At 38.2% G+C, this 24,762-nt stretch carries 16 protein-coding genes, 1 pseudogene and 1 other annotated feature; of the genes and pseudogenes, 2 read left to right on the forward strand and 15 right to left on the reverse strand.

All coding sequences use genetic code 11. The features are described 5' to 3' along the window. Positions 1–197: pseudogene (locus RTK36_RS05320) on the forward strand (class I SAM-dependent RNA methyltransferase); the annotation flags it as partial. Between the two features lie 103 nt (positions 198–300). Here RTK36_RS05320 and RTK36_RS05325 read toward each other — a convergent pair. Genes RTK36_RS05325 through uvrC form a run of 6 tightly spaced genes read right to left on the reverse strand, consistent with a single transcriptional unit; the run spans position 301 to position 6,212 of the window. After that, a complete protein-coding gene (locus RTK36_RS05325; RefSeq protein WP_066049829.1) occupies positions 301–543 on the reverse strand; it encodes an HPr family phosphocarrier protein in 243 nt (80 codons plus the stop codon). Beyond that, complete coding sequence (whiA, locus tag RTK36_RS05330; RefSeq protein ID WP_312045056.1) at positions 540–1,499, reverse strand: DNA-binding protein WhiA; 960 nt, start codon at positions 1,497–1,499, stop codon at positions 540–542. Before whiA ends, RTK36_RS05325 begins: the two co-directional genes overlap by 4 nt. 39 nt (positions 1,500–1,538) lie before the next feature. Then, complete coding sequence (rapZ, locus tag RTK36_RS05335; RefSeq protein WP_312045058.1) at positions 1,539–2,417, reverse strand: RNase adapter RapZ; 879 nt, start codon at positions 2,415–2,417, stop codon at positions 1,539–1,541. Positions 2,418–2,444: 27 nt separating this feature from the next. Next, on the reverse strand, positions 2,445–3,353 hold the full coding sequence (gene murB, locus RTK36_RS05340) for a UDP-N-acetylmuramate dehydrogenase (RefSeq protein ID WP_312045060.1): 909 nt from the start codon (positions 3,351–3,353) through the stop codon (positions 2,445–2,447). A 12-nt stretch (positions 3,354–3,365) separates the two neighbouring features. Beyond that, the gene (hprK, locus tag RTK36_RS05345) at positions 3,366–4,295 is read right to left on the reverse strand and encodes an HPr(Ser) kinase/phosphatase (protein ID WP_312045062.1); all 930 of its coding nucleotides are present in this window, start codon (positions 4,293–4,295) and stop codon (positions 3,366–3,368) included. A gap of 54 nt (positions 4,296–4,349) precedes the next feature. Continuing rightward, positions 4,350–6,212: an excinuclease ABC subunit UvrC gene (gene uvrC / locus RTK36_RS05350; RefSeq protein ID WP_312045064.1), complete on the reverse strand. Its 1,863-nt coding sequence runs from the start codon at positions 6,210–6,212 to the stop codon at positions 4,350–4,352. A 401-nt stretch (positions 6,213–6,613) separates the two neighbouring features. On the opposite strand from uvrC, the gene RTK36_RS05355 reads away from it, so the two are divergent. After that, complete coding sequence (locus RTK36_RS05355; RefSeq protein WP_312045066.1) at positions 6,614–8,179, forward strand: CotH kinase family protein; 1,566 nt, start codon at positions 6,614–6,616, stop codon at positions 8,177–8,179. Between the two features lie 231 nt (positions 8,180–8,410). Here RTK36_RS05355 and RTK36_RS05360 read toward each other — a convergent pair whose 3' ends face one another. The 9 genes from RTK36_RS05360 to RTK36_RS05400 form a co-directional block, all read right to left on the reverse strand. Then, on the reverse strand, positions 8,411–10,039 hold the full coding sequence (locus tag RTK36_RS05360; protein ID WP_312045068.1) for a putative polysaccharide biosynthesis protein: 1,629 nt from the start codon (positions 10,037–10,039) through the stop codon (positions 8,411–8,413). Between the two features lie 28 nt (positions 10,040–10,067). Beyond that, entirely contained in the window at positions 10,068–11,897 is a 1,830-nt protein-coding gene (gene typA / locus RTK36_RS05365; protein WP_312045070.1) for a translational GTPase TypA, read from the reverse strand. Between the two features lie 257 nt (positions 11,898–12,154). Further along, positions 12,155–15,172, reverse strand: coding sequence for an EAL domain-containing protein (locus RTK36_RS05370; protein WP_312045072.1), 3,018 nt, complete (start codon positions 15,170–15,172; stop codon positions 12,155–12,157). Positions 15,173–15,736: 564 nt separating this feature from the next. Continuing rightward, positions 15,737–17,383, reverse strand: coding sequence for a flagellin N-terminal helical domain-containing protein (locus RTK36_RS05375; RefSeq protein ID WP_312045074.1), 1,647 nt, complete (start codon positions 17,381–17,383; stop codon positions 15,737–15,739). Positions 17,384–17,839: 456 nt separating this feature from the next. Continuing rightward, complete coding sequence (gene pheT / locus RTK36_RS05380) at positions 17,840–20,239, reverse strand: phenylalanine--tRNA ligase subunit beta (protein ID WP_312045076.1); 2,400 nt, start codon at positions 20,237–20,239, stop codon at positions 17,840–17,842. A gap of 40 nt (positions 20,240–20,279) precedes the next feature. Further along, entirely contained in the window at positions 20,280–21,299 is a 1,020-nt protein-coding gene (gene pheS, locus RTK36_RS05385; RefSeq protein ID WP_331654967.1) for a phenylalanine--tRNA ligase subunit alpha, read from the reverse strand. A 50-nt stretch (positions 21,300–21,349) separates the two neighbouring features. Further along, positions 21,350–21,563: a binding site (T-box leader), on the reverse strand. A 178-nt stretch (positions 21,564–21,741) separates the two neighbouring features. Next, positions 21,742–22,959 carry a DUF2812 domain-containing protein gene (locus RTK36_RS05390; protein WP_312045078.1) on the reverse strand — a complete coding sequence of 406 codons (1,218 nt, stop codon included), beginning with the start codon at positions 22,957–22,959 and terminating at the stop codon, positions 21,742–21,744. Next, positions 22,956–23,267, reverse strand: a complete 312-nt coding sequence (locus tag RTK36_RS05395; RefSeq protein WP_312045080.1) for a PadR family transcriptional regulator — start codon at positions 23,265–23,267, stop codon at positions 22,956–22,958. Before RTK36_RS05395 ends, RTK36_RS05390 begins: the two co-directional genes overlap by 4 nt. 284 nt (positions 23,268–23,551) lie before the next feature. Further along, entirely contained in the window at positions 23,552–24,742 is a 1,191-nt protein-coding gene (locus tag RTK36_RS05400; protein WP_312045082.1) for a DUF2812 domain-containing protein, read from the reverse strand. Positions 24,743–24,762: the final 20 nt, after the last annotated feature.

Here is a 24,762-nt window from a genome sequence, read left to right on the forward strand (position 1 = left end):
AGGAAGTAGAAGAAATGTATCGTGCCTTAGGTGCAACAATGAAAAGTGATCGTACCTGGTCTACCTATGTGATAACTTCAATGGAATACTTTGAATCCTTATTTGGGAGACAGGCTGATAAAAAAAGAAAACTATTTAATGGTCGAATCAAAACAGATTACTATCAATTTGAAGGGCCAAGACCGCCTCGCCCATAATAAAAAAACTGCTTTGCCCTATTGGCATAGCAGTTTTTTTATACTGAAAATAGAAAAACCCTTCGTAAACGAAGGGTGTGAAATTATAAATAAAAATAATAGCTTAGCACAAAACAGCTGCCAATTCTTCAACAGCCAGTGCCTCATCTGCGCCATCTGCAATAATTGTAGCAGTCTGGCCCTCCTTCATGTTTAACGCAATGGTACCCATAATGCTTTTGGCATTAATCTTTTTTTCATCAATACTCACTTGGATTTCCGCATTAAACTTACTTGCAGTCTGCACGAAATAAGCAGCCTGTCTTGCATCTAAAGATGTTTTGATTGTCACTGTTCTCTGTGTCATTTTTCTTCACCCTTACCCTCTCTGAGCGTCTCTGCTAAATTGCTGATTTTACGCAGTCTGTGATTTACACCAGATTTGCCTACAGGTTCTGTTAAATAGGTTCCCAATTCCTTAAGGCTAGTATCCGGATATTCCAACCGGAGCCTCGCAACCTCCTCTAACTGCTCAGCAAGCTTGTCCAGCCCGATAGTTTGTTGGATATATGTAATATCTTCCAATTGTTTGACCGCCGCAAGTACCACTTTATTGAGATTTGCTGTTTCGCAATTGACTTTTCTGTTAATGTTGTTGCGCATTTCTTTTACAATACGCACGTTTTCCAGATTCATCAGTGCAATATGAGCACCAATAACGTTCAACAAATCTACAATTTGTTCCCCTTCTTTTAGGTAAACAATAAAATGATCTTTCCGCTCTACCACTTTCGAGTCCAGATCAAAAGTATTTACCAAATCTCGAAGCTGTATCGCTAATTCGTAAGATGATAAAACAAACTCTAAATGATAGTTTTTTTCAGGGTTGTTTACAGAACCAACCGAAATAAATGCTCCCCGGATGTACGCACGTCGGCAACATATACTGCTGACTACCGTGGGATACATCTTGTTTCGAATGATTGTAGTACCATTCTCGGTCAACCAAATACCCGTTGCTCTAAGTAACCTCTCAACCTGGTCAGAATCTTTTAGTATAAGAACATAGACCTTAGATTTGCGTTTTCTACCGCCGGATTTGATAAATATTTCACTCTTAATATTAAAAGTATTTTTCAATAATGTAAAGCATTTTTTCGCGACAAGGTAGTTCTCTGTTTGAATTTTTAAACAAAAAATATCTTTAAAACAACGAATTTGACCACAAATATTTATAATTGCTGCAAGTTCCGCTATATTGCAATGTCTTGCATTCCCAAATAGTTCGAATAACTCTTGCTTTACCTTAGATGAAAATGACAAATTTGAGCCTCCTAGCAAGTTATTACACACAAGAAAATTTTACGATTGTTTTTTATGACGTCCATCCTTTTCAATATCATTATGCTTTAGTAAAAGCGTGTGCTTTTCTTTATCTAAAGCATTATATAAAGCATTTGCCAATGTGACAGAACGGTGCTTGCCACCAGTACATCCTATGCTAATTACAAGACTATTTTTCCCCTCTTTAACATATAGAGGCAATAAAAATTCAACCATTTCAACCAATTTCTTCAAAAAATCTTGGCTTTCCTGGAAGGACATGACATAATCGCTCACAGGGGACTCGTTCCCCGTCATTTCCTTTAATTCCTGAATATAAAAGGGATTTGGCAAAAAACGAACGTCAAAAACCAAATCACTGTCAACAGGGATTCCATATTTAAAACCAAAGGAGCAGACGGTTACCACCAGATTATCAAACTGCTGATTTTCCACAAAGATTCGATTAATCTGAGCTTTTAACTCCCTCGTTAGCACGTTTGTTGTATCTAAAATATAAGTTGCCCTACTCTTAACTTCCTGCAGCATTTCTCTCTCCAGCAAAATGCCATCTTCGATTGAGCCTTTTTTGGATAGTGGATGGCTCCGACGAGTCTCCTTGTAACGCTTAATCAGGGCATGGTCAGATGCATCTAAAAATATAATTTCGTATTGATAGCCCTTCTCCTCTAGGGAGAACAAAACATGAAACAGGTCGTTAAACAGTTTGCCGCCACGTATATCTACCCCCATGGCCACCCTTTCAATTTCTCCTTCCTGTTCATAGCAAAGCTCGGCAAACTTTGGTATTAATGCAGGGGGCAGATTATCTACACAGAAAAAATTGATATCTTCTAAAAACTTAAGAACAGAAGACTTTCCTGCTCCGGACATACCCGTAACAATAACGAACCTCATATAAAATCTTCTCCTTTGTAATTACACTTAAAATTCCCCAACTATTTTCACTTCCGTCTCCAATGAGACACCGAATTTTTCAAACACAGTTTGTTGGCAAAAGGAAATTAAATCAAGGATATCTTGTGTTGTGGCATTGCCTTTGTTTACTACAAAACCAGCATGCTTCTCGGAAACCTGAGCACCTCCGATGCTCTTGCCCTTTAAATCCGCATCCTGTATTAATTTACCTGCAAAATAGCCCTCGGGGCGTTTAAACGTACTGCCAGCACTAGGAAATTGCAAAGGCTGTTTCTCTCTTCTTTGCTCGCCCAGTTCCTTCATTTTGTTCTTAATTTCATTTAAATTTCCTTTTTTCAAGCGAAGGGTGGCATTTAAGAGAATATATTCTTCTTCAGGTAAAATACTGTGACGATAAGATAGGTGTAAATCCCCAGCCGTAACAGTTTTCACCTCTAATTCTTTTGTTAAAACATCAGCCGAAACTAAAACATCTTTCATTTCGCCGCCATAAGCTCCAGCGTTCATGGTAACGGCACCACCCAAAGAACCAGGAATGCCCGATGCAAATTCTAGCCCCGTCAGACTATTTTCCGCCGCTTTTGCGGACAAAGTCGACAGCAATACACCGCCTTGAGCATTAATGATCTCACCGTCTATTGTGATTTCAGACATTCTACTGCCAATATGCACCACTGCTCCACGAATACCCTTGTCACTTACCAAAAGATTACTTCCATTACCAATGACCAAAATAGGTACTTGATGCTTCTGCAAAATTTCAATGCTTGCTTTTACTTCCTCCAAGCTCTCTGGCATAATAAAAATATCCGCAGGCCCACCTGTACGAAAAGTAGTATGTCCACTCATTGGTTCCGCCAAAGCAACGGCGTCCTCTCCAAGTTTAAGGCGTAACGCCTCCACTACTGTATCCATTAAGTCACCTTCCTATTCTGTACTACGATTGTTTTGTAATATTTTATTCTCAAATTCTACTGCTGTACTTGTTCCCATTTTCTTCTGGCGATTGCTGATGGCTGCTGATTCACAAATTACCGCAACGTTTCTACCTGGGCGAATGGGAATGGTATTACACAGTACTTTATTCCCCAAAATCTCAATATATTCCTCGCTTAAACCCAAACGATCGTAAGAGCATTGGTTCCCATCCCAAATTTCAAGTTTGATTACCAAGTCAATGGATTTCAGCTGTTTTACTGCACCAATTCCAAACAATTCTTTTACATTAATAACGCCAATACCTCGCAATTCAATTAGGTAGCGAATAAGTTCCGGGCAAGTGCCCACAAGGGTTTGATCTGCAATTTTTTTAATTTCCACTGCATCATCAGCAATTAAACGGTGCCCTCTTTTTATCAACTCCAAAGCGGTTTCACTCTTCCCGATACCACTGGCACCGGTAATCAGCACCCCTTCACCATAAATGTCAACCAAAACACCATGCATCATGACACGATCCGCCAGTTCCCCACGTAACCACATAATCAGTTCTGCGGCAAGGTCTGTGGTGGTTTTGTTTGTCCTAAAAATAGGGATACCATATTTTCTCCCATAATAGAGCATTTCAGGAAAAACCTCTAAATTTTTGCAAATAATCAGGCATGGAATATGATATTCAAATAATTGACAAATGGCTTCATCCCTTGCTTGGGCATTCAAAGTTTGTAAATACCCATGTTCAACCCTACCAATAATTTGCAATCTATCATTATCAAAACGGTGATAAAACCCTGTAAGCTGTAATGCGGGACGATTGATTTCTTTGCGGGTAATCACTCTTCCTGCAATATCTATTTCAGGTAAAATCGCTTCCAATTGAAATTCTTCTACTATTTTTGTTAGTTTTGCACTGTACATAAAAACCTCCTAAGGCGACAAACTTATACCTACTGCTATCATAACCTAAAAAGGTCAATTTTGCAATTCATCCTGATGGAAAAAGGCATAAACCTGCTCCGCCGAAGGAATGTTCATTTCTGTTACTTCCAAAAGATCTCCCACCTCTGCACGGGCGATATCCTCAATAGATCCAAAATGCCGCATTAAAGCCTTTCTGCGAACTTCGCCGATTCCTTTGATATCCTCTAAAACGGAATGAAGCCCTGCCTCTTGCCTTAGTTTTCGGTGATAGGTGATTGCAAAACGATGAACCTCATCCTGAATTCTTGTAAGAAGTTTAAACCCCTCAGAGGTGTATGGTATTTTGATTTCTTCCCCCTGAAAAAGCAGTCCTCTTGTGCGGTGCTTATCATCCTTTATCATACCGCAAACGGGAATATTCATACCAAAGGACATTAAGACCTCTTCGGCAGCACTTACTTGAATTTTACCACCATCCATAAATATCAAATCTGGCAGACGGGTAAAGCTGCTGGTTTTGCCCTCTGCTTTTTCTTTTAGAGCATGATTCAACCGTCGAGTAATGACCTCTTTCATGGAGGCATAATCATTTGCACCAATTACCGTCTTGATACGAAATTTTCGATAATCACTATTTTTCGATTTACCGTCTTCAAAAACTACCATAGAACCAACGGATTCAAAACCTTGGGTATTGGAAATGTCATATGCCTCAACCCGATGCAATGTCCCTTCGATATCTAAGGCTTGGCGCAGCTCTTCCATCGCCCCTTTTGTTCTCTGTTCTTCCCGCCTAAGCTTCTCGCCAAACTGTTCAAAAATCAACATAGCATTTTTGTGAGCCAGTTCAACCAATTTTTGCTTTTCTCCCTTTATTGGAACGGTAAAAATAACCTTTCCTTCTCTTTTTTCAGAGAAATACTCTGATAGAAGTTCTTTTTCTTCAGGTACTAAGTCCTCTTGCAAAATAATTTCCCGGGGAATATAAGCAGTTCCCGTATAAAATTGCTGTACAAAGGCAGTCAAAATTTCACTACGGCTTTGTTCTTCCGAAGCAGTCATGGTAAAATTCTCTCGCCCTGTCATTTTTCCGTCACGGATAAAGAAAACTTGAACCAAACACTCATGAAAAGCTCGCACCATTGCGATAACATCAGCATCTCCAACAGACATGTTTGCCATTTTTTGCTTTTGTGCTACACTCTGAACAGCACGAATTTTGTCTCTTAATGCGGCAGCTTTCTCGTAATCCATTTTTTCTGCGGCCTCTGCCATTTCAGCTTCCATTTTTTTTCGAATTCCATCATGCTTACCTTCCAAAAAATCCATAGCATCTTTGATAAATTCTTTATACTCGGCGGATGCTATTGCACCACTGCATGGCGCTAGGCATTGACCAATATGATGATTTAAACAAGGACGCTCTTTACCAATCTCTTTCGGAAGATTCTTTTTACATTTTCGAATGGGAAATAGCTTATGCAAAGTTTCCACAGTTTCTTTTACTGCCAAACCATCGGTATAAGGGCCGTAATATTTGGCTTTATCCTTATCCAAACGCCTAGTAATAAAAATACGCGGAAATTCCTCTTGAATGGTCACTTTGATATAGGGATATGTTTTATCATCTTTCAGCATGATATTGTAATAAGGCTCATGCTGCTTAATCAAATTACATTCTAAAATTAATGCTTCCAATTCGGAATCGGTGACAATATATTCAAACTCCACAATTTGAGGTACCATGGCTCTGGTTTTGGCCGTCAGATTTTTGTTGCTCTGAAAATATTGGCGTACTCTATTTTTTAAGTTAATTGCTTTCCCAACATAGATAATTTGGTCCTTATCATTCTTCATGAGATAAACGCCTGGTTTTTGGGGAAGCTTCTTTAATTCTTCGCTGATATCAAACATTTTAACACCTTCTCTGTAGCCTATGTATTTTTTCTATGAATTATAAAAAACTTAGAATACTGCTGAGTTATATTTTATGTTCCATTTTATTGTCGTCATAATTATTTTAATATACTCTTTTTCTTTGCATGTAATGTAACTTTTAAATGAAAAAAGACAAGCCGCAAAGGCTGTTTCTAGCTACCTTCTTCTCGCTTGCTTATTAAAACATTATAAAGGACTTCTTCTAAAATAGAAAGCGTTTTTGTAAATCCTTCGACATTTCATACAGATCTACTATAAATCTCTGTTTTTAATCGATAAATTGAAATTTAAGTATGAATTCTTTTCCATTTTTTTAAGGTACGTTTAATTTATACGCGCTAATATAGTCAAAAAAGATTTGAAAGGATGATGAATGAATGAAACGAGCAATATCAACTTTGGTTTGTTTCACGCTACTGGTTGGAACAACCGGTTGCAATACCACCCAAGGAGCAGAAATTGATACCAACAAATACGCAAATGCCCTTTTTGACAGTAGCCATGTACATACCATAAATATTCAAATAGATAAAGACAGCTGGGCGGATCTACTGGAAAATCCAACGGAGAAGACGAAATATAAATCCACCGTTGTAATTGATGGTAATACAATTGAAAATGTTTCCTTTGCTACAAAAGGAAATTCCTCGCTATCCCAGGTGGCGGGCAGTGAAAGTGACCGTTACAGTTTTAAAATCAATTTCGGTAAATTTGTGGAAGGCCAAACTTATGGGGGATTGGATAAATTAAATTTGCAAAATATTTTTTCTGATCCTACCTATATGAAAGACTATCTGGCGTTTGAGATCATGAAAGAGTCCGGTGTAGCATCTCCGCTTACAAGTTATGTATCTCTTTCCATTAACGGTGAGGTTTACGGCTTGTATCTGGCATTAGAGGATATGAGCAACTCTTTCTTGGAACGGACCTATGGAGCAGATTACGGAGATCTATATAAACCGGAATCCGAAATGTTAGGAAATATGGGGCAACACAATATGAAAAATATGAAGCTCCCCGTGGGTACGGAAATGCCGGAAGGGATGGAACGCCCCGAAAACGATTCGCAAAGACCAGTACCAGCTGATGGAGAAAAAACTACTATGCTCATGGGCGAAGGACAACGTCCAGAAGGAGGCAGGGATATGGGTGGAACGTCAAAAGGCGCTGACCTGGCATATACCGATGATGAATTTTCTAGTTATTCCGATATCTTTGATAATGCCGAAACTGATGCTACAGATGAAGACAAGTCACGCTTAATTCAAGCATTAAAGCAATTATCAACGGGCGAAAACTTGGAAAAATGTGTAGATATTGATGCCGTGGTTCGTTATTTTGTGGCACACAATTTTGTGTTAAATGGTGATAGTTATACTGGCTCTATGCTACACAACTATTGGCTTTATGAAGACAACGGAAACCTATCCATGCTTCCATGGGACTATAATCTTGCCTTTGGTGGATTCCATATGAAAAACAATAATGATGCAACCAGCATTGTAAATACTGCCATTGATACACCCTTAGACGAACAAAATGTAGGAAACCGACCCATGTGGGATAAGGTAATGGCAAATGAAGAAAATTTAAAGCTATATCATGAATATTTTAATACTTTAATTACTGATTACTTTGAGTCAGGTAAATTTGAGAGTACAGTCAATCGTGTTTCCACAATGATTCGCCCTTATGTGGAAAGTGATCCTACTGCTTGGTATACAGTAGATGAATTTGACACAGCAGTAGATACCATTACCCAATTTTGTCTCCTTCGTGCTCAAAGCATTCGCAGTCAGCTTGATGGCACCCTTGCTTCTACCACGGCAGAACAAGAAACAGCAAATTTGATTGATGCCAGTACAATTGACATCTCCGCCATGGGAAGTCAGGGAAAAGGTAGAGGTGATGAGGGAAAAAGAAATCCGGAAGAAGAAAAATGATAAGCTAATTTTAAATTGAAAAGTTTTGAATAAAGTTTATAAGGCTTGAAATTGTTGAGAACAGCAATTTCAAGCCTTATAATTTAGAAAACCTTCTATGTAGTAACAGCGTTTTCAGAAACACAATCTACACAGAAGGTTTAGATATAAAAGATAACCTATCTTATTGAATTTACAGACAAATATTCTATTACCCATGTAATCAGACACATTGACAAGAGAGAGTGCATTTTATATCATACGAAAGCGTCTTAGAATGCCGATGAGCTTCGTGCCCATAGGCAAGCTTCTCAAATCTTCCTCTGTAACGCCGCCAATTAATAGCATTACCAATCCATATATGCCTACAGCAAACAAAATCGAAATTAGCGTCGCTAAAGTATTGCTTGGGTAGAGCATATTCACAATGTGATATATTGCAAGGGATGCGATTCCCATAACTGTTGAACCGGCAATAGGTTTTAAAAATGTGCCCATCATGTCAAATCTGACTCCGGTAATTCTGGAAAGCATGATTACATCAAATACACCTGCTATAAAATAGCAGCCTGTTGTTGATAAAACTGCTCCCAGTACATTCAGCTGAGGAATTCCAATTAAGACATAGTTTAAAATAATCTTAACAATTGCCCCTAAAACTGCACCAATGACAGGAACTTTAATGTGCCCTATTCCTTGTAATATTCCTGTTGCAGTTTGACATAATGCCAAAAACAGGATAGAAACAGCGCCCACTGTTAAGAGTATACCACCGTCTTTTGCATTGGGAAACAGCAACTGAATAATGGGATCGCCTAAAATGCCAATCCCCACTGCTGCAGGTATGGAAATAATCATGGAAAGACGAAAAGTCAAATTCATCTTTCTGCGAACCTGTTTAAACTCTTTTAATTTCACAGAAGACGCAATGCTGGGCAAAGCCGCAGTAGCCAATGCTGTGGATATAGATACAGGCAAAGTAGTTAAGGTTACATATTTACCAGAAAGTTGACCATATAGATATAAGGCCTTTTCATGGGTATAACCTGTGTTCTCCAAAATATGCATTACCATCTTCATATCAATTAAGTTGGTAATACTAAATACCGCTGTACCGGCAATAATAGGCCAAGCTGTTTTCAAAAGCTGTATTACTGTATCTTTGCGGCTTTCTTCATAGGATTGATGACATCTTCTTACCTTTTTTTTAATTGTGGGTCGAATCAAAAGGTAGCTGAATAAAATCACCAAAAGTCCTGCCACCGCACCAATACCTGTACCCATAGTACCACCGGCTGCACCTAAGGGAATGTTTTTCTGGCCCGCAGGCACACCATAGCTCAAAAATAGATAGGCTAGGTAGACGCTGAAAAAAGCATTAAACACTTGCTCAACAATCTGAGAAATTGCTGTTGGCACCATGGTGTTCATTCCTTGAAAATAACCGCGGAATGCCGACATAATTCCCACAATGAAAATTGTGGGCGAAAGGGTTAAGATACAATAATAGCCTTCAGGCGCATTGGAAAAGCTTGCAACCTCTTGGGCGAAAATAGCAAGTAAAACGGAAAACATAAGACCCAAAACGCCCGAAACAATCAAAGCACTTTGAAATACCTTATGCGCATTTCGGTACTCCTTTAATGCTATTCTTTCCGAAACCATTTTTGATATGGCTGCAGGCAAGCCCGCTGAGGAGAGTATAAGCAAAAAGGTATAAATATAGTAGCCGGAACTGTAAATACCATTTCCCGAATCCCCAATCATATTGGTTAAAGGTACACGGTATACAAAACCTAAAAAGCGTACAAGGATGCTGGCCGTCGCTAAAATGGCGGCCTGCTTGACAAAGGAAGTTTTTCTTTTTACTCTTTCTTCCATATCACACCTCATACTCACTCATTAAAAATTAATTACTGCGTGCTTTCTGCTTTCTGCGAAGGTTATTGTCCAAAATCTTTTTACGCATGCGTAGGTTCAGTGGTGTTACTTCCAACAGCTCGTCCTCACCAATAAATTCCATGCACTGCTCCAAAGACATTTGAATTGCAGGGGTCAGACGCAAGGAATCGTCAGAACCGGAGGAACGTGTATTGGTGAGCTGTTTCTTTTTGCACACATTAATATCCATATCATCAACACGGGCATTTCTTCCCACAATCATTCCTTCGTATACCTTTACACCGGCACCGATAAATAAATTGCCTCTTTCTTGTGCGTTGTATAAACCATAGGTAATTGCTTCGCCGCTTTCAAACGCAACCAAGGAACCTTGAGAACGTATGGGGATTTCCCCTTTATAAGGCTCATATCCCTCAAAAATAGAATTCAGGATGCCATTTCCTTTCGTATCTGTAAGAAATTCATTACGGTAACCAATCAAACCTCTAGCAGGAATAATAAACTCCAAACGTGTATACCCGCCCTTGGAGGGATACATATTTGTCATTTCACCTTTTCTTGAGCCAAGTTTTTCAATTACGTTGCCTACAAATTCCTCAGGAACGTCGATAGTAACGAGTTCCATAGGCTCACACTTCTTTCCGTCTATTTCTTTGAATAAAACCTCAGGCTTGGAAACCTGAAACTCAAAACCTTCACGGCGCAATGTTTCAATCAAAATAGAAAGATGCAGTTCCCCTCTGCCGGAAACACGCATACAATCCATGGATTCGGTATCTTCTACTCTAAGACTAACGTCTGTGTTCAATTCTTTATACAATCTGTCTCTTACCTGACGGGAAGTAACGAACTTGCCATCCTGTCCAGCAAAAGGACTGTCATTAACAGCGAAATTCATAGACAAAGTAGGCTCTGAAATCTTTACAAAAGGCAGTGCCTCTGGCTTTTCGGGAGAACAGATGGTATCACCAATCATAATGTTTTCGATACCACTGATGGCAACAATATTACCAACACTTGCCTCTTTCACTTCGACTCTTTGTAAGCCTTCGAAAAGATATAGTTTTGAAATACGTATTCTTTTCAATGAATCTTCATCATGCATATTTAAAACAACAACCTCATCATTCACATGAATCGTGCCGTTTTCAATTTTGCCGATACCAATACGTCCAACATATTCGCTGTAGTCAATGGTAGAAATTAACGCCTGTAAAGGCGCATCTAATATACCCTTGGGGCCTGGAACATGATTGATGATTGCTTCAAACAAAGGCATCATATCCCCTTCTCTAGCAGAGGAATCTGCGGAAGCATAACCCCCTCTTGCAGAAGCAAAAATAAAGGGAGAGTCTAACTGCTTTTCACTGGCATCCAGCTCCATAAAAAGTTCAAGTACTTCATCCACAACTTCATCGGGACGTGCTTCGGGTCTGTCCACCTTATTCACGCAAACCACAACGGGATGGTCTAACTCAAGAGCTTTACGCAATACGAATTTTGTTTGAGGCATAGGTCCTTCAAAAGCATCAACAACTAAAACAACGCCATCCACCATTTTCAATACACGTTCTACCTCGCCGCCAAAGTCCGCGTGCCCGGGGGTATCAATAATATTGATTTTGGTGTCATGAAAGTTTACGGCAGTATTTTTTGAAAGAATCGTAATTCCTCTTTCTCGTTCAATATCACCACTGTCCATTACACGTTCCTGAACTACTTGGTTTGAACGAAAAATACCGCTCTGGCGTAGTAACTGGTCAACCAGCGTTGTTTTACCATGATCAACATGGGCGATGATTGCCACATTTCTAATATTTTCAATCTTTTGTTCCATAACAAGCTCCAATCGTTTCTAAAATTTAAACATCGTTATATTGTAGCACAGGGTTTGTCGCTATGCAATTATTCTTTGTCAAAAAAAGTAGTTTTTTTTAACTTTTTTCAATTTTAAGGAAATTATGAATTAATAATAGTAAAAGCCCCACCAAGAATTATTCCCAGGGGGGCAGTTGAATACTCTATGTTTTATGGTTTTGGTGCACTTTTGTCAAAAGCTGCAACCACAATCTGCCACAACCATAATATTTAGAGTCAATTTTTCATAGTTTGCATGTGTTCACTTTCTTGCAGATAATAGATGATTAATCTTTTACCATTCAAAATTGTAGGCTTTGCCTTTAGATGCACTTTCATATCGGCGCTTTTTAAATACTTATCTTCCTCATATAGCGCATCTGAATAATCAATATTTTGGAAAGAAAAATCGAAGTTTTGATTCATCTCGCCGAAAATGTCTGAGCAATTGGCACCTATACAGCTTTCCCTTGATTTGTCAATTAATTTGCAAGCCGTATCGTTAATATAGATAATTTCTCCGTTTAATGTATCACATATGAATACACCATCAGAAACTTCATCCAGAAACATAAAGGTCTGTTGCTGCTGCTCTTCATTTAACGGTGCCTTCATGCCTTCGTCGTAAATGAGAAACCGTTTTTTGCGGTTTACCCTAGCATTTAGCAAAGCAATTTCCGCATTATTGTACAGATCTTCGTAATTTGTAGCATGGTCTGGTGAGAAACAAACACCTGCGGAACAAGTAAGGGATAATTTTAAGTTTGCATTATCATATGCAATGGCGTGGCATATTTTTTCCAACTTTTGTTCCAAAATTTCCTGTTCTATACGGGAAGGGATAAATATTGCAAATAAATCCCCATCCATTCTGCTGATAAAGTTGGTTTCTTCAAAAATAGATTCCAACATTTCCCCAACGCCACATAGAACTTTATCCCCCATGCCATATCCTAAAGCAATATTAATAGACTTAAAGTGGTCAATATCGATTAAAATAAATACCCCTGTAAATCCTTGATTGCGGTTGAAAAAGTCTTGAATTCTGATTTTTAATTCCGAACGGTTTAACAGCCCTGACAAAAAATCAACCTCTGCGCGTTTTTTCATTTCTGCAATTGCGTCGTTAAATTGAACCTCTTTTTGAAACTGAGCAGTTTGCATACGGCACAAAGTATTGCTTACTGTGTTATCAAGGGTTTCTGATAAATACGGTTTTAAAATGCAATCCAAAGCTCCAAAAGAAACGGCTTTCGCTACCAATTCCGTTGATGCGTGAATTGTAATCATGGGTATATCAAATTGTTTCGCCAAATAACTGATTTCCTGTAAGTTCTCCGCCATTACGTTTTCAGTAACAGAAAAAATCAAAATGGCTATATTAGATCTCTCTTCCTTTAAGATATCATGCAATTCAGGTAATTCTTTTACTTGTAAAAGAGCATACCTGCGGGCAAAAACCCCCTGAAATCTTTCAAAATCTTCTGAAGTTGGATCGAATATCAACATATATTTATTTTCGATATCAAGTTTTAAAATATTCTCATTGCTGGTTGCAATAAGTTCTGCCTCGGAATCAATCAGGCTCAAATTCACCTCATTGATTAACTCTTCAAAACTATGTAAGGGTAAGGGTTTGGAAAAAAAATACCCCTGCACGCTGTGGCACCCAAGAATTTTCAATAAGTTCACTTGCTCTTCAGTTTCAACCCCTTCGGCAATTACCTTTAGGTTCATCCATTTTGCAAGACTGATAACAAAGCTCATGACGCTTCTTTTATCTCTGAATTTTTCTTGATCCTGTACAAAACGCATATCCAATTTAAGAACATCAATGGGTAGCTCAGAAAGCATATTCAAGGAAGAATATCCACTTCCAAAGTCATCCATTTCGATGGTAAAGCCCAATTCCTTTAACTGTTTAATTCCATTGATAATCTGTTCTGAATTTTCTGTATATGCACTTTCTGTGATTTCGATATAAATATGATTGGGTGTTAAATCGTATTTCTCAAGCAAAGATAATAAAATCCCATCAATATTGGGATTATAAATATCAGCCCTTGACATATTAACGGAAACAGGTATCGCAGGATTCCCTCGATCCATCCAAGAACGAATCCAACGGCAGGACTCTTCCAACACATATAAATCCAACTCGGTAATAAATCCATTATCTTCAAAAATTTTAATAAACCGATTGGGTGGAATCATTCCTTTTTCAGGATGCATCCAACGAACTAGAGCTTCGGCACTACAAATTTTTTCATTCATTAAATCATACTTTGGCTGAAAATAAACAACAAATTCTCTATTGTTTAATGCAGTCTTCATATTTGATAAAATGAATTGTTCGTCTAATAACTTTTGGCGAATATCATCTTTATAAAAAGCCAGATATGAGGCATATCTACCTTTGATTGACTCTAATGCAAGGCAAGCTCTGGCACACATTATGCTAACGGGTAACGTGGGATCATCTATTGTATAAATTCCAAATTTTATTACGCTATGTAAATTTTCGTTAAAACGGTTGATATACTCAACGCAATCAAAAAAATCATTTTCGTTATATTCTTCCCTATGCTCTACAAGAACTGCAAAAATATCCCCACCAATTCTGCCGCAGATACCACCCTTTTGAAACTTATCTCGAATCATAAGGGCTACATATTTTAAAAGGGCATCCCCTTCGCTAAACCCGAACAGCTCGTTGACCAATTTAAACCTCTCGATATCGCAACAGATGATGTCATATCTTTGTTCAGGATTTTGTTTTATTATTTTTTCTGCAAAGCTATAAAAGTGCTTTTTAGAATACAAACCCGTAAGGGTATCTCTCTGAACCAAATCAAGAATATTTGCAGTCTTTTTTAGCAAAACAGTGTTCTCTACCCTACGCTTAATTTCATCAGGGCCACATGCCATCTGAATAAAATCTTGTACGCCATATGAAAGAGCCTTTGCCTTAGCAGCAGCATCCAGAACCTCATTTTGAGAGATGACAACAACAGGAATACTGCGTAAAAAAGCATCTCTGTTTATTTCTGCTAAAAGTTCATACCCATTCATAATGGGCATAACCAAATCAAGCAGTATTACAGAAATGCCTGCATATGAATTCTGCAAAACTTCAAGGGCTGCTTCACCGTTTTCTGCTTCCATTATCTCATATTGAGAGCCTAAAATTAAGGATAGCATTTGTCTATTTACTTTATTATCATCAACAATAAGGACAGTCTTCGTGAAAGACACAGCAATATCCTCCTCAATTTTTTGGGGAAATCTGATTATCATTCTTTTTCTTCATAAATTCTAATTGTAAAAAAGCAATATAACCAATCATTTTTTTCAATTCCTTTACCTTAATTAATAGAAATACCATTTTGAAATCAATATTTTTTGTATTGATAAAACATGAGTTTTCCATTAAATTCTAGCATTATATTCGACAAAAGTCAACCAGTTTCAAGGTTATAATAATTCATCAGCATGCATTAAAAATAGGCATCATAGAAAAAGAATTTGATGAAGTCTTTTGTGAAAAAAATGCTCCAGTTCCCCATGGAACTTCAATTTTTTTCCTTTTACATCTTTCCTTTCTAGGTCTATTTAATATCACTTCCTACGAATTTATTAAAGTTCTCATTTATTATTCGTAGAAAATACACTTGTTTTTGAGTTTTATGGGGCAGAAATTTTCTTTCTTTATCATCTGATAAAATAAAAGTGAAATCAAAATAAAGTAATTTGAAAAAAGAAAAGCCCATACCAAAGGTATGGGCCTTAAATTTAAAATATGTACCGTTGCTTTTGGAATTACTGCAGTAACTGCAATACACCCTGAGGCAACTGGTTAGCCTGAGCAAGCATTGCCTGAGAAGCCTGAGTTAAGATGTTATTCTTTGTGAAGTCCATCATCTCTTTTGCCATGTCAACGTCACGGATACGGCTTTCAGCAGCTGTCATGTTTTCTGTTGTAACACCTAAGTTGTTGATTGTGTGCTCAAGTCTGTTCTGGATCGCACCCAAATCGCCACGAGTTCCGGATACTTTGTCGATAGCTGCTTTGATTTTGTCAATCGCTGCAGAAGCGCTATCCTGATTCGCAACAGAAATACCTTCGATTCCCAAGGATTTTGCGCTCATATCTTCAACGCTTACAGTAACTTTCTGGTAGCTATCGCTGGTATCACCTACCTGCAAAGTTAATCCGCCAGCTCCAACAGCTTTTCCTTCCGTGGAAATACCCAGAGTTTTTGCAAACTCTCCACCGTTTTTATCCTCGAAACTTAGCTTTTTATCTGTTGTATTTTTAAATTCCAAAGCGCCATCGGAGTTTAGTTTTACTTTGATTTTGCCTGCAAGAGCATCATCACCTGTTAAACCATTTGAATTGTCATAGTTTCCTAATGCCGTATCAATTGCACTTTGAAGTGTACTTTCAATAACAGAAACTCCATCACCAGCATTTAGACCAGATAATTCCACTTCTAAGGTCTGATCATCCAATTTCATTGTAAATTTACCATTAACATCTGTTTCAGAAAACTTCAAACTTGTTGTAGGCGCAGCAGATGCAACTTCAGATGTTCCCATTGTTGCCCCCAAAACGCTGCTTGCAGTACCGGTAAAGGAAATCTTAGAATCTCCGTCTTTCTGACCACTTGTAAAAGCAAAGGACTTAATAGCACCATCTGCGCCGCTTGCTTCAACCTTAATTTCGCTGAGGTTTGTACCATTTGTAGCATTGTGTTCTTTAATGGCCTCGTTGATTGTGTTCTGCAAAATAGTTGCTGCAGTTTTGCTTTCTGTTGCAGTAGTAGAAGTATCATCCCATTTTTTATTAAGTGCAGCTTTATCCGTATCACTAAGTTTAGACCAGTCAACTTTAACCTCTGTGCCATCAACATTAATTGTATCCTTTTCAAAGAAATCAATAGTTGCAGCACTAGGGTCAGCAGCAGCTACAGCACCAGTTGTAGCACCTTTGTATGTAACAATAGAAGCACCTGTCAGGCCACCAGCAGCACTGGAACCACCAACAGAACCATCCAACAGCTTAATGCCGTTATAGTTTGTGGATTCGGCAATACGATCAATTTCTGACTTTAAGGATTCAACTTCCTTCTGAAGGTTGTTACGATCTGTTTGGTTGTCATATGTACCGTTGGCAGACTGTGTAGCCAATTCAACCATACGATTCAGCATGGAGTGAACTTCTGTCAAAGCACCTTCAGCTGTCTGAACCAAGGAAATACCATCGTTTGCGTTCTTTGTAGCAGTTTCCAAACCCTTAATCTGTGCTCTCATTTTTTCGGAAATAGCCAAACCAGCAGCATCGTCACCTGCTCTGTTGATTCTGTAACCGGAAGACAATTTCTCAAGGTTTTTGCTTACTGCACTGTTGTTTGCGCCCAACTGTCTGTGGGAGTTTAAAGCTGCGATATTATGTTGAATTCTCATAATGTAAAACCTCCTTGTTTGTTAATGGAATGCATCCGTGCATTCCGTGATTTATTATCCAAGCAAAGCCCGTGCACTGGCTTCGCCTGTTAAATTGGTACTGATATCAATTACCAATGCATATACAACACTTTTTGTTGTACAACTATATTATCGGTAAAATTTTCTACCACTTAATAGTTTTTTCTAAATTTTTTTTATTTTTTTTCGATTTCCTGCAATGCACTTCTATTATAAATTCTTTAAGACGGCTTATTTTATCCACATAAGAAAAAGACCCCACTATCCAAAGGTAATGAGGTCTCTTTCTTCTTAGATATATATCTTGCTAGAAAGCTTGCACAGCTCCATGAAAATTCCGTTTATTCTGCCTTACGATCGGTGAAAAAATTCACTTCAATAAAGTCCAATTATCATCTATACGGCATTTCTAAACTGTTCATTTGTTGCTTTTAATTATTTATCTCTCAACTGCGCATCCAATTCTGTAGACAAACCGCTCAAAATTGCTTGCATTGCAGCAGAAATATCTGCATCTGCCAAGGTTCTCTCGGCACTGCGGAAGGAAATGGAATACGCAACGGATTTATATCCAGCTTCAATTTGAGCACCTTTATAAACATCAAACAGGGTTACCCTTTCCAGATATTCTCCACCGTTTTTCTGAATAATATCGCTGATTTCCTTAACTGTAACATCCTCTTTTACAAGCATAGCGATATCTCTTGTCATGCCGGGGAATTTAGGCAAAGGCTTATAGGTTACATTTCTATCTGCGTAAGCAGTCATCTTTTCCAAATCCAGAACTGCCATGTATGCCTTTGTGCCGATTTCATAATTTTTAGCAACAACGGGGTGCAATTCACCAAAGTAACCTACGGTTTCTCCGTTTATTTTCAAGCATGCAGTTCTACCGGGATGCATCCAAGGAGTTTCCTTTTCGGGCAAATATTCTGCTTTTCCAGCCAAGCCCAAAACATCAACCAAATGCTCCACAATTCCCTTTAAGTCGTAGAAATCCATATTTCCATACATACCAACGGTTAATGTGGGGATTTCGTGAGGCAATTCTGTCAAAGGCAACGCCTTAGGCAAATAAACCCTTGCAACCTCGAATAAGCCTGCCTGTTCGTTACGTCTATTGTAATTGGTGGACAGAGAGTTCAAAATTCCATTGAAGGAAACGGTACGCATAATGCTATAGTCTTCACCCAAAGGATTGGAAATGGTAATGGTTTCTCTCAATTTGCTGTCAGCGGGAATCAAAATCTTGTCGAATACCTTAGGGCTTTCAAAGCTATAGGTCATTGCTTCACAAAGACCATCAGCAATCATAGTATCCTTTACCAAGGAAGTAATGGTTTGCTCATAATTTTTCTTACCAACGGTAGGTGTGCCCGATGCTAAAGTATCGGGGATTTTATCATACCCAAAGAAACGAGCAACTTCTTCTGATAAGTCTGCCTGTGCTTCCAAGTCAGGGCGATAGGTTGGTACAATTACTGTATGCTTCATAGGGTCAACAACCATACCCAAGCGTTCAAAGGTTGCCTGCATTTCCTTCTCAGTAATCTCTGTTCCAAGGAATTTATTAATCCATTCTGGAGAATAGGAAAGCTCCCAAGGCTTACGCTGATTGGGATAGCTGTCCACCATGCCTGGAACAACCTCACCAATACCCAGCATTTCAACCAACTGAACTGCACGGTTTACCGCATCAATTGCCAAATTAGGGTCTAAGCCCTTTTCATATTTGCTGGAAGCATCTGTACGCAAACCAACATTTTTTGCAGTAATACGCACGTTAGGGCCATTGAAATTTGCAGATTCAAATAAAATTGCTTCCGCATCTTCACTAATCATAGAGTTTTCGCCGCCCATAACACCTGCAATGGCAACTGCCTTTTCAGGATCAGAAATCACCAGCATAGATTCATTCAGTGTTCTTTCAACCCCATCAAGCGTTACAATTTTTTCATCGGCTTTTGCATTTCTCACAATGATTTTTCTATCTGCAATACAATCAATATTGAATGCATGCATGGGCTGACCCATTTCCAGCATAACATAATTCGTAATATCTACAATATTATTGATGGGACGAACGCCTGCGGCTCTTAATCTTTTGCGCATCCAGCGTGGAGAAGGTCCAATTTTTACATTCTTTACTGCTCTTGCAATATATCTGGGGCAAAGGTCTGGGTTTTTGATTTCAACGGAAATCATTTCTTCAATTTTGCCTGTTCCCTCTTCTTTAACTGTGATTTCAGGGTATCTGAATTCAGTTTTATAGGTTGCAGCAGTTTCTCTTGCCAAACCTAAAATGCTAAAGCAATCGGGACGGTTGGAGGTAATTTCAAATTCCACAACCACATCTTTGATGTCTAACAATTCTAAGACATCCTTGCCCAATTCAACCGCTTCGGGGAAGATATAGATGCCATGTTCAGGTGCTTCGGGGAAATCATGACGATCACAGCCCAATTCTTCTACAGAGCAAAGCATGCCTTGGGATTCAACTCCACGCAGCGCACCAGTTTTGATTTCTTTTCCTCCGGTAATTACAGAACCATCTAAAGCAACGGGCACGTAATCCCCTACTTTGATATTTTGTGCTCCTGTTACAATGGTCAAATCCTTACCTTGACCTGCATCGATAGTACAGATTTGAAGTTTATCCGCATCAGGGTGCTTTTCAATGGCTTTAATATAGCCAGAAACAACATTTTTAATTTCTCCCGCTAAAGTAGTATAACCCTCTACCTTAGAGCCGCTCATTGTAATATCTTCTACATATTCTTTAATGCCTACGTTTACATCGGCATACTCTTTTAACCAGGACATCGGTAAATCCATGATAATAACTCTCCTTTCAAATAAAAGCTTTTGGGTTCTCTTAGAATTGTTTCAAGAATTTCACGTCGTTTTCAAATAATAAGCGCATATCGGTAATTCCATAGCGCTGCATTGCAACACGCTCAAGACCCATACCGAAAGCAAAACCGCTGTATTCATCGGGGTCAATCCCACTCATTTTTAATACCTTAGGATGCACCATGCCACAGCCCAAAAGCTCGATGTAGCCTTCACCCTTACATACACGACAGCCTTCACCGCCGCAAGCAAAGCAGGTTACGTCCATTTCTGCACTAGGCTCTGTGAATGGGAAATGGTGAGGACGGAAACGCACCTTTGTATCTTCGCCAAACAATTCTTTTGCAAATACAGCCAAAGCGCCCTTTAAGTCACCCATGGTAATGTTTTTATCAATTACAAGTCCTTCTAACTGATGGAAAACAGGAGAATGGGTTGCATCTACCTCGTCAGAACGATAAACTGTACCGGGGGAAATCATACGAATAGGCATTTTACCCTTTTCCATGGTACGAACCTGAATGGGAGAGGTTTGTGTTCTCAATAAAATTCCATTGCCGATATAGAAGGTATCCTGTTCGTCTCTTGCGGGATGGTTTGCAGGAATGTTCAAAGCCTCAAAGTTATAATACTCCTGCTCTACTTCGGGGCCTTCAATGACTTCATAGCCCATTCCCATGAAAATATTTGAAATCTCATCAATTACAATGCTCATAGGATGCTTATGTCCACTGGGTTGAGGTTTCCCAGGCATGGTAACATCAATCTTCTCATTTTCCAAGCGGTGGGTAATTTCAGCCGCTTCCAAGCGCTTCTTCGCTTCCTCCAATTTATTCTCAATGTCCTGTCTTACTTCATTGGCCAGCTGACCAATAATGGGACGTTCTTCTGCGGAAAGCTTTCCCATTTCTTTTAAAATGGCAGTTAATTCACCCTTTTTTCCCAGATATTTCACTTTCATATCTTCAATATCTTTCATTTCCGTTGCTTCATGGAAGGCCGCAATTGCCTTGTCATGGATTAATTTCAACATATCCTTCATAACGCTTCTCCTCTCAATTCTTTTTCCAAATAAAAATAGCCCTCATCCGACAAAGGGACGAAGACTTCCGTGGTACCACCCAAATTCCTGCAAACACAGGCACTCTTATGCGTAACGAGCATGAATCGGATTTTCCTACTATGGTTCAGAAAACCAGCTCCGGTGGGAACTTCTACAAGCTTCTGTGCCAAAAACGCTTTCAGCCGATGACGTTTTCTCTCTGCTGCCTTTTACTTGTATACTTTTCACCTTCATAGCCATTCATTCTTTCAATATCAAAATAATTTTATCACAACAAAATAGAAAGTCAAGGGTAAAATTAGATTACACTTAAATTCTATAAAAAAGAATAGCAAAACTTTTCTCAAATTTTATTGGGTGCTTGAGGGCAAAGCCCTCAAGGCTTTGATAATCTACCCTTGCTTTGAGTTGAATTTTCATATCAAACATTATTATCTTTGAAATTCGTTACTGCATCATAAATTTGTTCGACCACAGACTCAAGGCTACCGTTTCCGTGATATGAAACATAAATCACATCTTCCCCCGCTCTGGCAAACAGCATCTGAATATCCCCTGAATCAACCAAAGTTACTTCATCAAATTCTGTATTTTGCATTTTATGGTATTGCACTATATCATAGGAACCTTTTTCAACTTTATTTTGAAGCATTTCATCAAAAAGTATTTTAGAAAGGAACTGAAACCTCATATTATAATATTCTGTTTCCATTAAAGGAGAAGAGACTCCCGCGTTAGCTTTCTTCATTTTACCCTCTAGTCTTCCCTGCTCCTTAATTTGATAAGCTTGTGGTGATAATTCCGTCCAGTGATGGGAAACATAGCTAATATTATCTCCAACAAAATCTTTGCCATATTCAATTGAAAAATTAGGGGCAATTTCTAAAGCGGTGATGGATATGGTTGGAAGGTTACCATTGTAAGTAAATAAACTCTCATCCCAGTAGACTTTCTTGTTATACTGGGATGCTAAGAACATATAAGCGAGAATGATAATTGGCACTGCCAATGAAAAGTACTGCCTATAAGAAGGCTTATATTTATCATCGTGTTTCATTTTAATTCCCGCTTCCAATTGCTGTTTTAGCTTTTTTATCTTTCTATAATCCCAAAAGGACGAGCAAATAGCATAAAGAAACATTAAAATCATTGGGATTTGTGCAATGTTATATATTGATTTCACCCTATTATAAACAGGGTGTATATGTAACAAGGCGTATAAAGTCACACTGATGCAAGTGAAGGAAAGTATTGCTATATACCAAAACATATATTTTACACGCTTATTCAAACTAGCGAAAGTTTCGCTTTGGGTAATGGGTTCTGTATGAATTTCCATTGCATCCGTTCTAATTGCTTGGTAAATTTGAAAGAAGCAGAAGGTACAGATATATTTCCAACCTTGCGTTTCATAGTACTCACGTATTTCTTCATCTGGTTTTTCACGCTCTTTCTTTACTGGTTCTAACCGATATTTCGTTTTTTCCGGAATACCTTTTTCAAAAGAAGTAATCAATCCAATTTTTTTTATAAAAAAGCCTTTGGATGCCATATGGCTAAGGTACGCTTCTGTTTGAGCTATATCATATATATTTCCGGAAAGAAAATGTGCAGGTATTATTCTTCTTACAGTTTTCATAAAATGTCCCCCTCACTATCAAAAATGCAAGTCTTCAATCGCATAAGTTCGTCTTGATACATACCGTATCCCTTTTCAGTAATGCGATAAATACGTTTTCTTCCCTCCACAGCTGTTTCTTCAAAAATTTTTTCCTCTTCAAAACGAGCCAGAATAGTATATAGTGTGCCCGGACCAATTTTCACTCTACCCTTTGTTCGATGGTTAATAAATTGGGCGACATCTGTACCGCACATTTCCCTTTGTGAAAAGGCCATTAAAATATAATACATACTTTCTGTTAGACCTTCAAAAGCTTTTTTCGCCATGGTATCACCCCTTATAATATCAATAAATGATATTAATTCTTAGTATAATATCGTATAACGATATTTTCAAACAATTTTTACCATTTATTTCCTTGCAAACTGCAAAAATAAAAAAGCAACCGAATGCGGTTGCCATTGTATATCAAAGAGTTTTTATCATTCGAAGGGGGTTGAAAACGAAGGATTATCCGAATGAAATCTAAAGTATAAGAATTCTAAGTAACTGCCATTTATTATCTTTTTGTAGCAGGAACATATCTATTCATTGGAAAGTTGCCTTCATACTATTTAGAATACTCAAACTGGATAAGCGATTGATAAATCTCATCACCAAATTTGGATAAATTCTTATCCTCGAAATCAGATAAGTCCTCATCACTATAGTACTGCACACAAATCACCTTATTATCTACGGAAGCAAAGAATCCTTGATAGTATCCAGAATGACAATAATATGCTTGATCAAATTTTGTATTTTCTATGCTTTCCCATTCTATGTCTTTCATATAATAGAAACTTTTTTTGTATTTCATATAGTCATTTATAAATGGATCCACAAGAAATTGAAAGCGAAGGGTATAGTAGTGCGTATCTAGTTCCATTGACTTTTCTTTCCCTTCTATCTGTCCACTTTCTTCCACCTCATAAATTTCCGGTGCCAATTCAGTCCAACGATATTTAATTATACTATGCCGAATTTCTTCAGATGTATCTTTATCTTCCAACTGCAAATGAGGGTTTGTTTCTATTGTAGACAAGGAAATGCCAGGATGCTTACCTTGATATTCTACCAGAGGCTTTTCCCAGCCAGCAAGGTGGCTATAAAAATAGATAGAAATCATAAATATCCATAATAACATAAATGCAATGTTAGTGAGTACCCGTCTATATTGGGTGGGATATGTATCCTTTTGACTATAGTCACAGCCAAATTTTAGACAATGCCTTATGTTTTTAATATTCTTATACTCTAAAATTACCGCAAAAATCCACATAATCAGCAATATTAAAATGTATAAAATACCGCTGTCCTCTATTGCGTAGTAAGCTGGAAACTCAAACAAAGGGGCATCATATACTATAAAAGACAAAATTAAAAAATAAAGTATGAGGCACAACAAAATATTTCTGTTCTTCTTTTTAGCTTTGATCAAGTTCTCCTTTAAGGCATCAGGTTCAATGGTGAGTTCTTTCGCTTCTTCGCTCTTGGCTTTTAAAATGTAAAGAGAATTATCAATTTTACATATATATTCCCATCCTGCTTCCTCAAATGGGGTGAGTTTTTCTTTATCCAGACTTCCACTGGAACCATCTAGGAACTCTGCGTGATATTTTGCTTTCTCTCCTATCCCTCTTTGAAAAATTCCAAAACCAAATACTTTCTTTAAAAATAATCCTTGCTCCGCCATATACGCCAAATAGTTTTCCAGTTGCGGAAAATCATAAATATTAACAGGTATTTGTCGTAAAACCAAAAAAGCACCTCCTTGCTGCG

This window comes from Anaerotignum sp. (assembly GCF_031981185.1).
Classification (GTDB): domain Bacteria; phylum Bacillota; class Clostridia; order Lachnospirales; family Anaerotignaceae; genus Chakrabartyella.

Excerpts from the sequence above, each read along its gene's own strand:
- RTK36_RS05325 (WP_066049829.1), bottom strand. The coding sequence starts at position 543 with ATGACACAGAGAACAGTGACAATCAAAACATCTTTAGATGCAAGACAG.
- rapZ (WP_312045058.1), bottom strand. The coding sequence starts at position 2,417 with ATGAGGTTCGTTATTGTTACGGGTATGTCCGGAGCAGGAAAGTCTTCT.
- murB (WP_312045060.1), bottom strand. The coding sequence starts at position 3,353 with ATGGATACAGTAGTGGAGGCGTTACGCCTTAAACTTGGAGAGGACGCC.
- hprK (WP_312045062.1), bottom strand. The coding sequence starts at position 4,295 with ATGTACAGTGCAAAACTAACAAAAATAGTAGAAGAATTTCAATTGGAA.
- uvrC (WP_312045064.1), bottom strand. The coding sequence starts at position 6,212 with ATGTTTGATATCAGCGAAGAATTAAAGAAGCTTCCCCAAAAACCAGGC.
- RTK36_RS05355 (WP_312045066.1), top strand. The coding sequence starts at position 6,614 with ATGAAACGAGCAATATCAACTTTGGTTTGTTTCACGCTACTGGTTGGA.
- RTK36_RS05360 (WP_312045068.1), bottom strand. The coding sequence starts at position 10,039 with ATGGAAGAAAGAGTAAAAAGAAAAACTTCCTTTGTCAAGCAGGCCGCC.
- typA (WP_312045070.1), bottom strand. The coding sequence starts at position 11,897 with ATGGAACAAAAGATTGAAAATATTAGAAATGTGGCAATCATCGCCCAT.
- RTK36_RS05375 (WP_312045074.1), bottom strand. The coding sequence starts at position 17,383 with ATGAGAATTCAACATAATATCGCAGCTTTAAACTCCCACAGACAGTTG.
- pheT (WP_312045076.1), bottom strand. The coding sequence starts at position 20,239 with ATGGATTTACCGATGTCCTGGTTAAAAGAGTATGCCGATGTAAACGTA.
- pheS (WP_331654967.1), bottom strand. The coding sequence starts at position 21,299 with ATGAAGGATATGTTGAAATTAATCCATGACAAGGCAATTGCGGCCTTC.
- RTK36_RS05390 (WP_312045078.1), bottom strand. The coding sequence starts at position 22,959 with ATGAAAACTGTAAGAAGAATAATACCTGCACATTTTCTTTCCGGAAAT.
- RTK36_RS05395 (WP_312045080.1), bottom strand. The coding sequence starts at position 23,267 with ATGGCGAAAAAAGCTTTTGAAGGTCTAACAGAAAGTATGTATTATATT.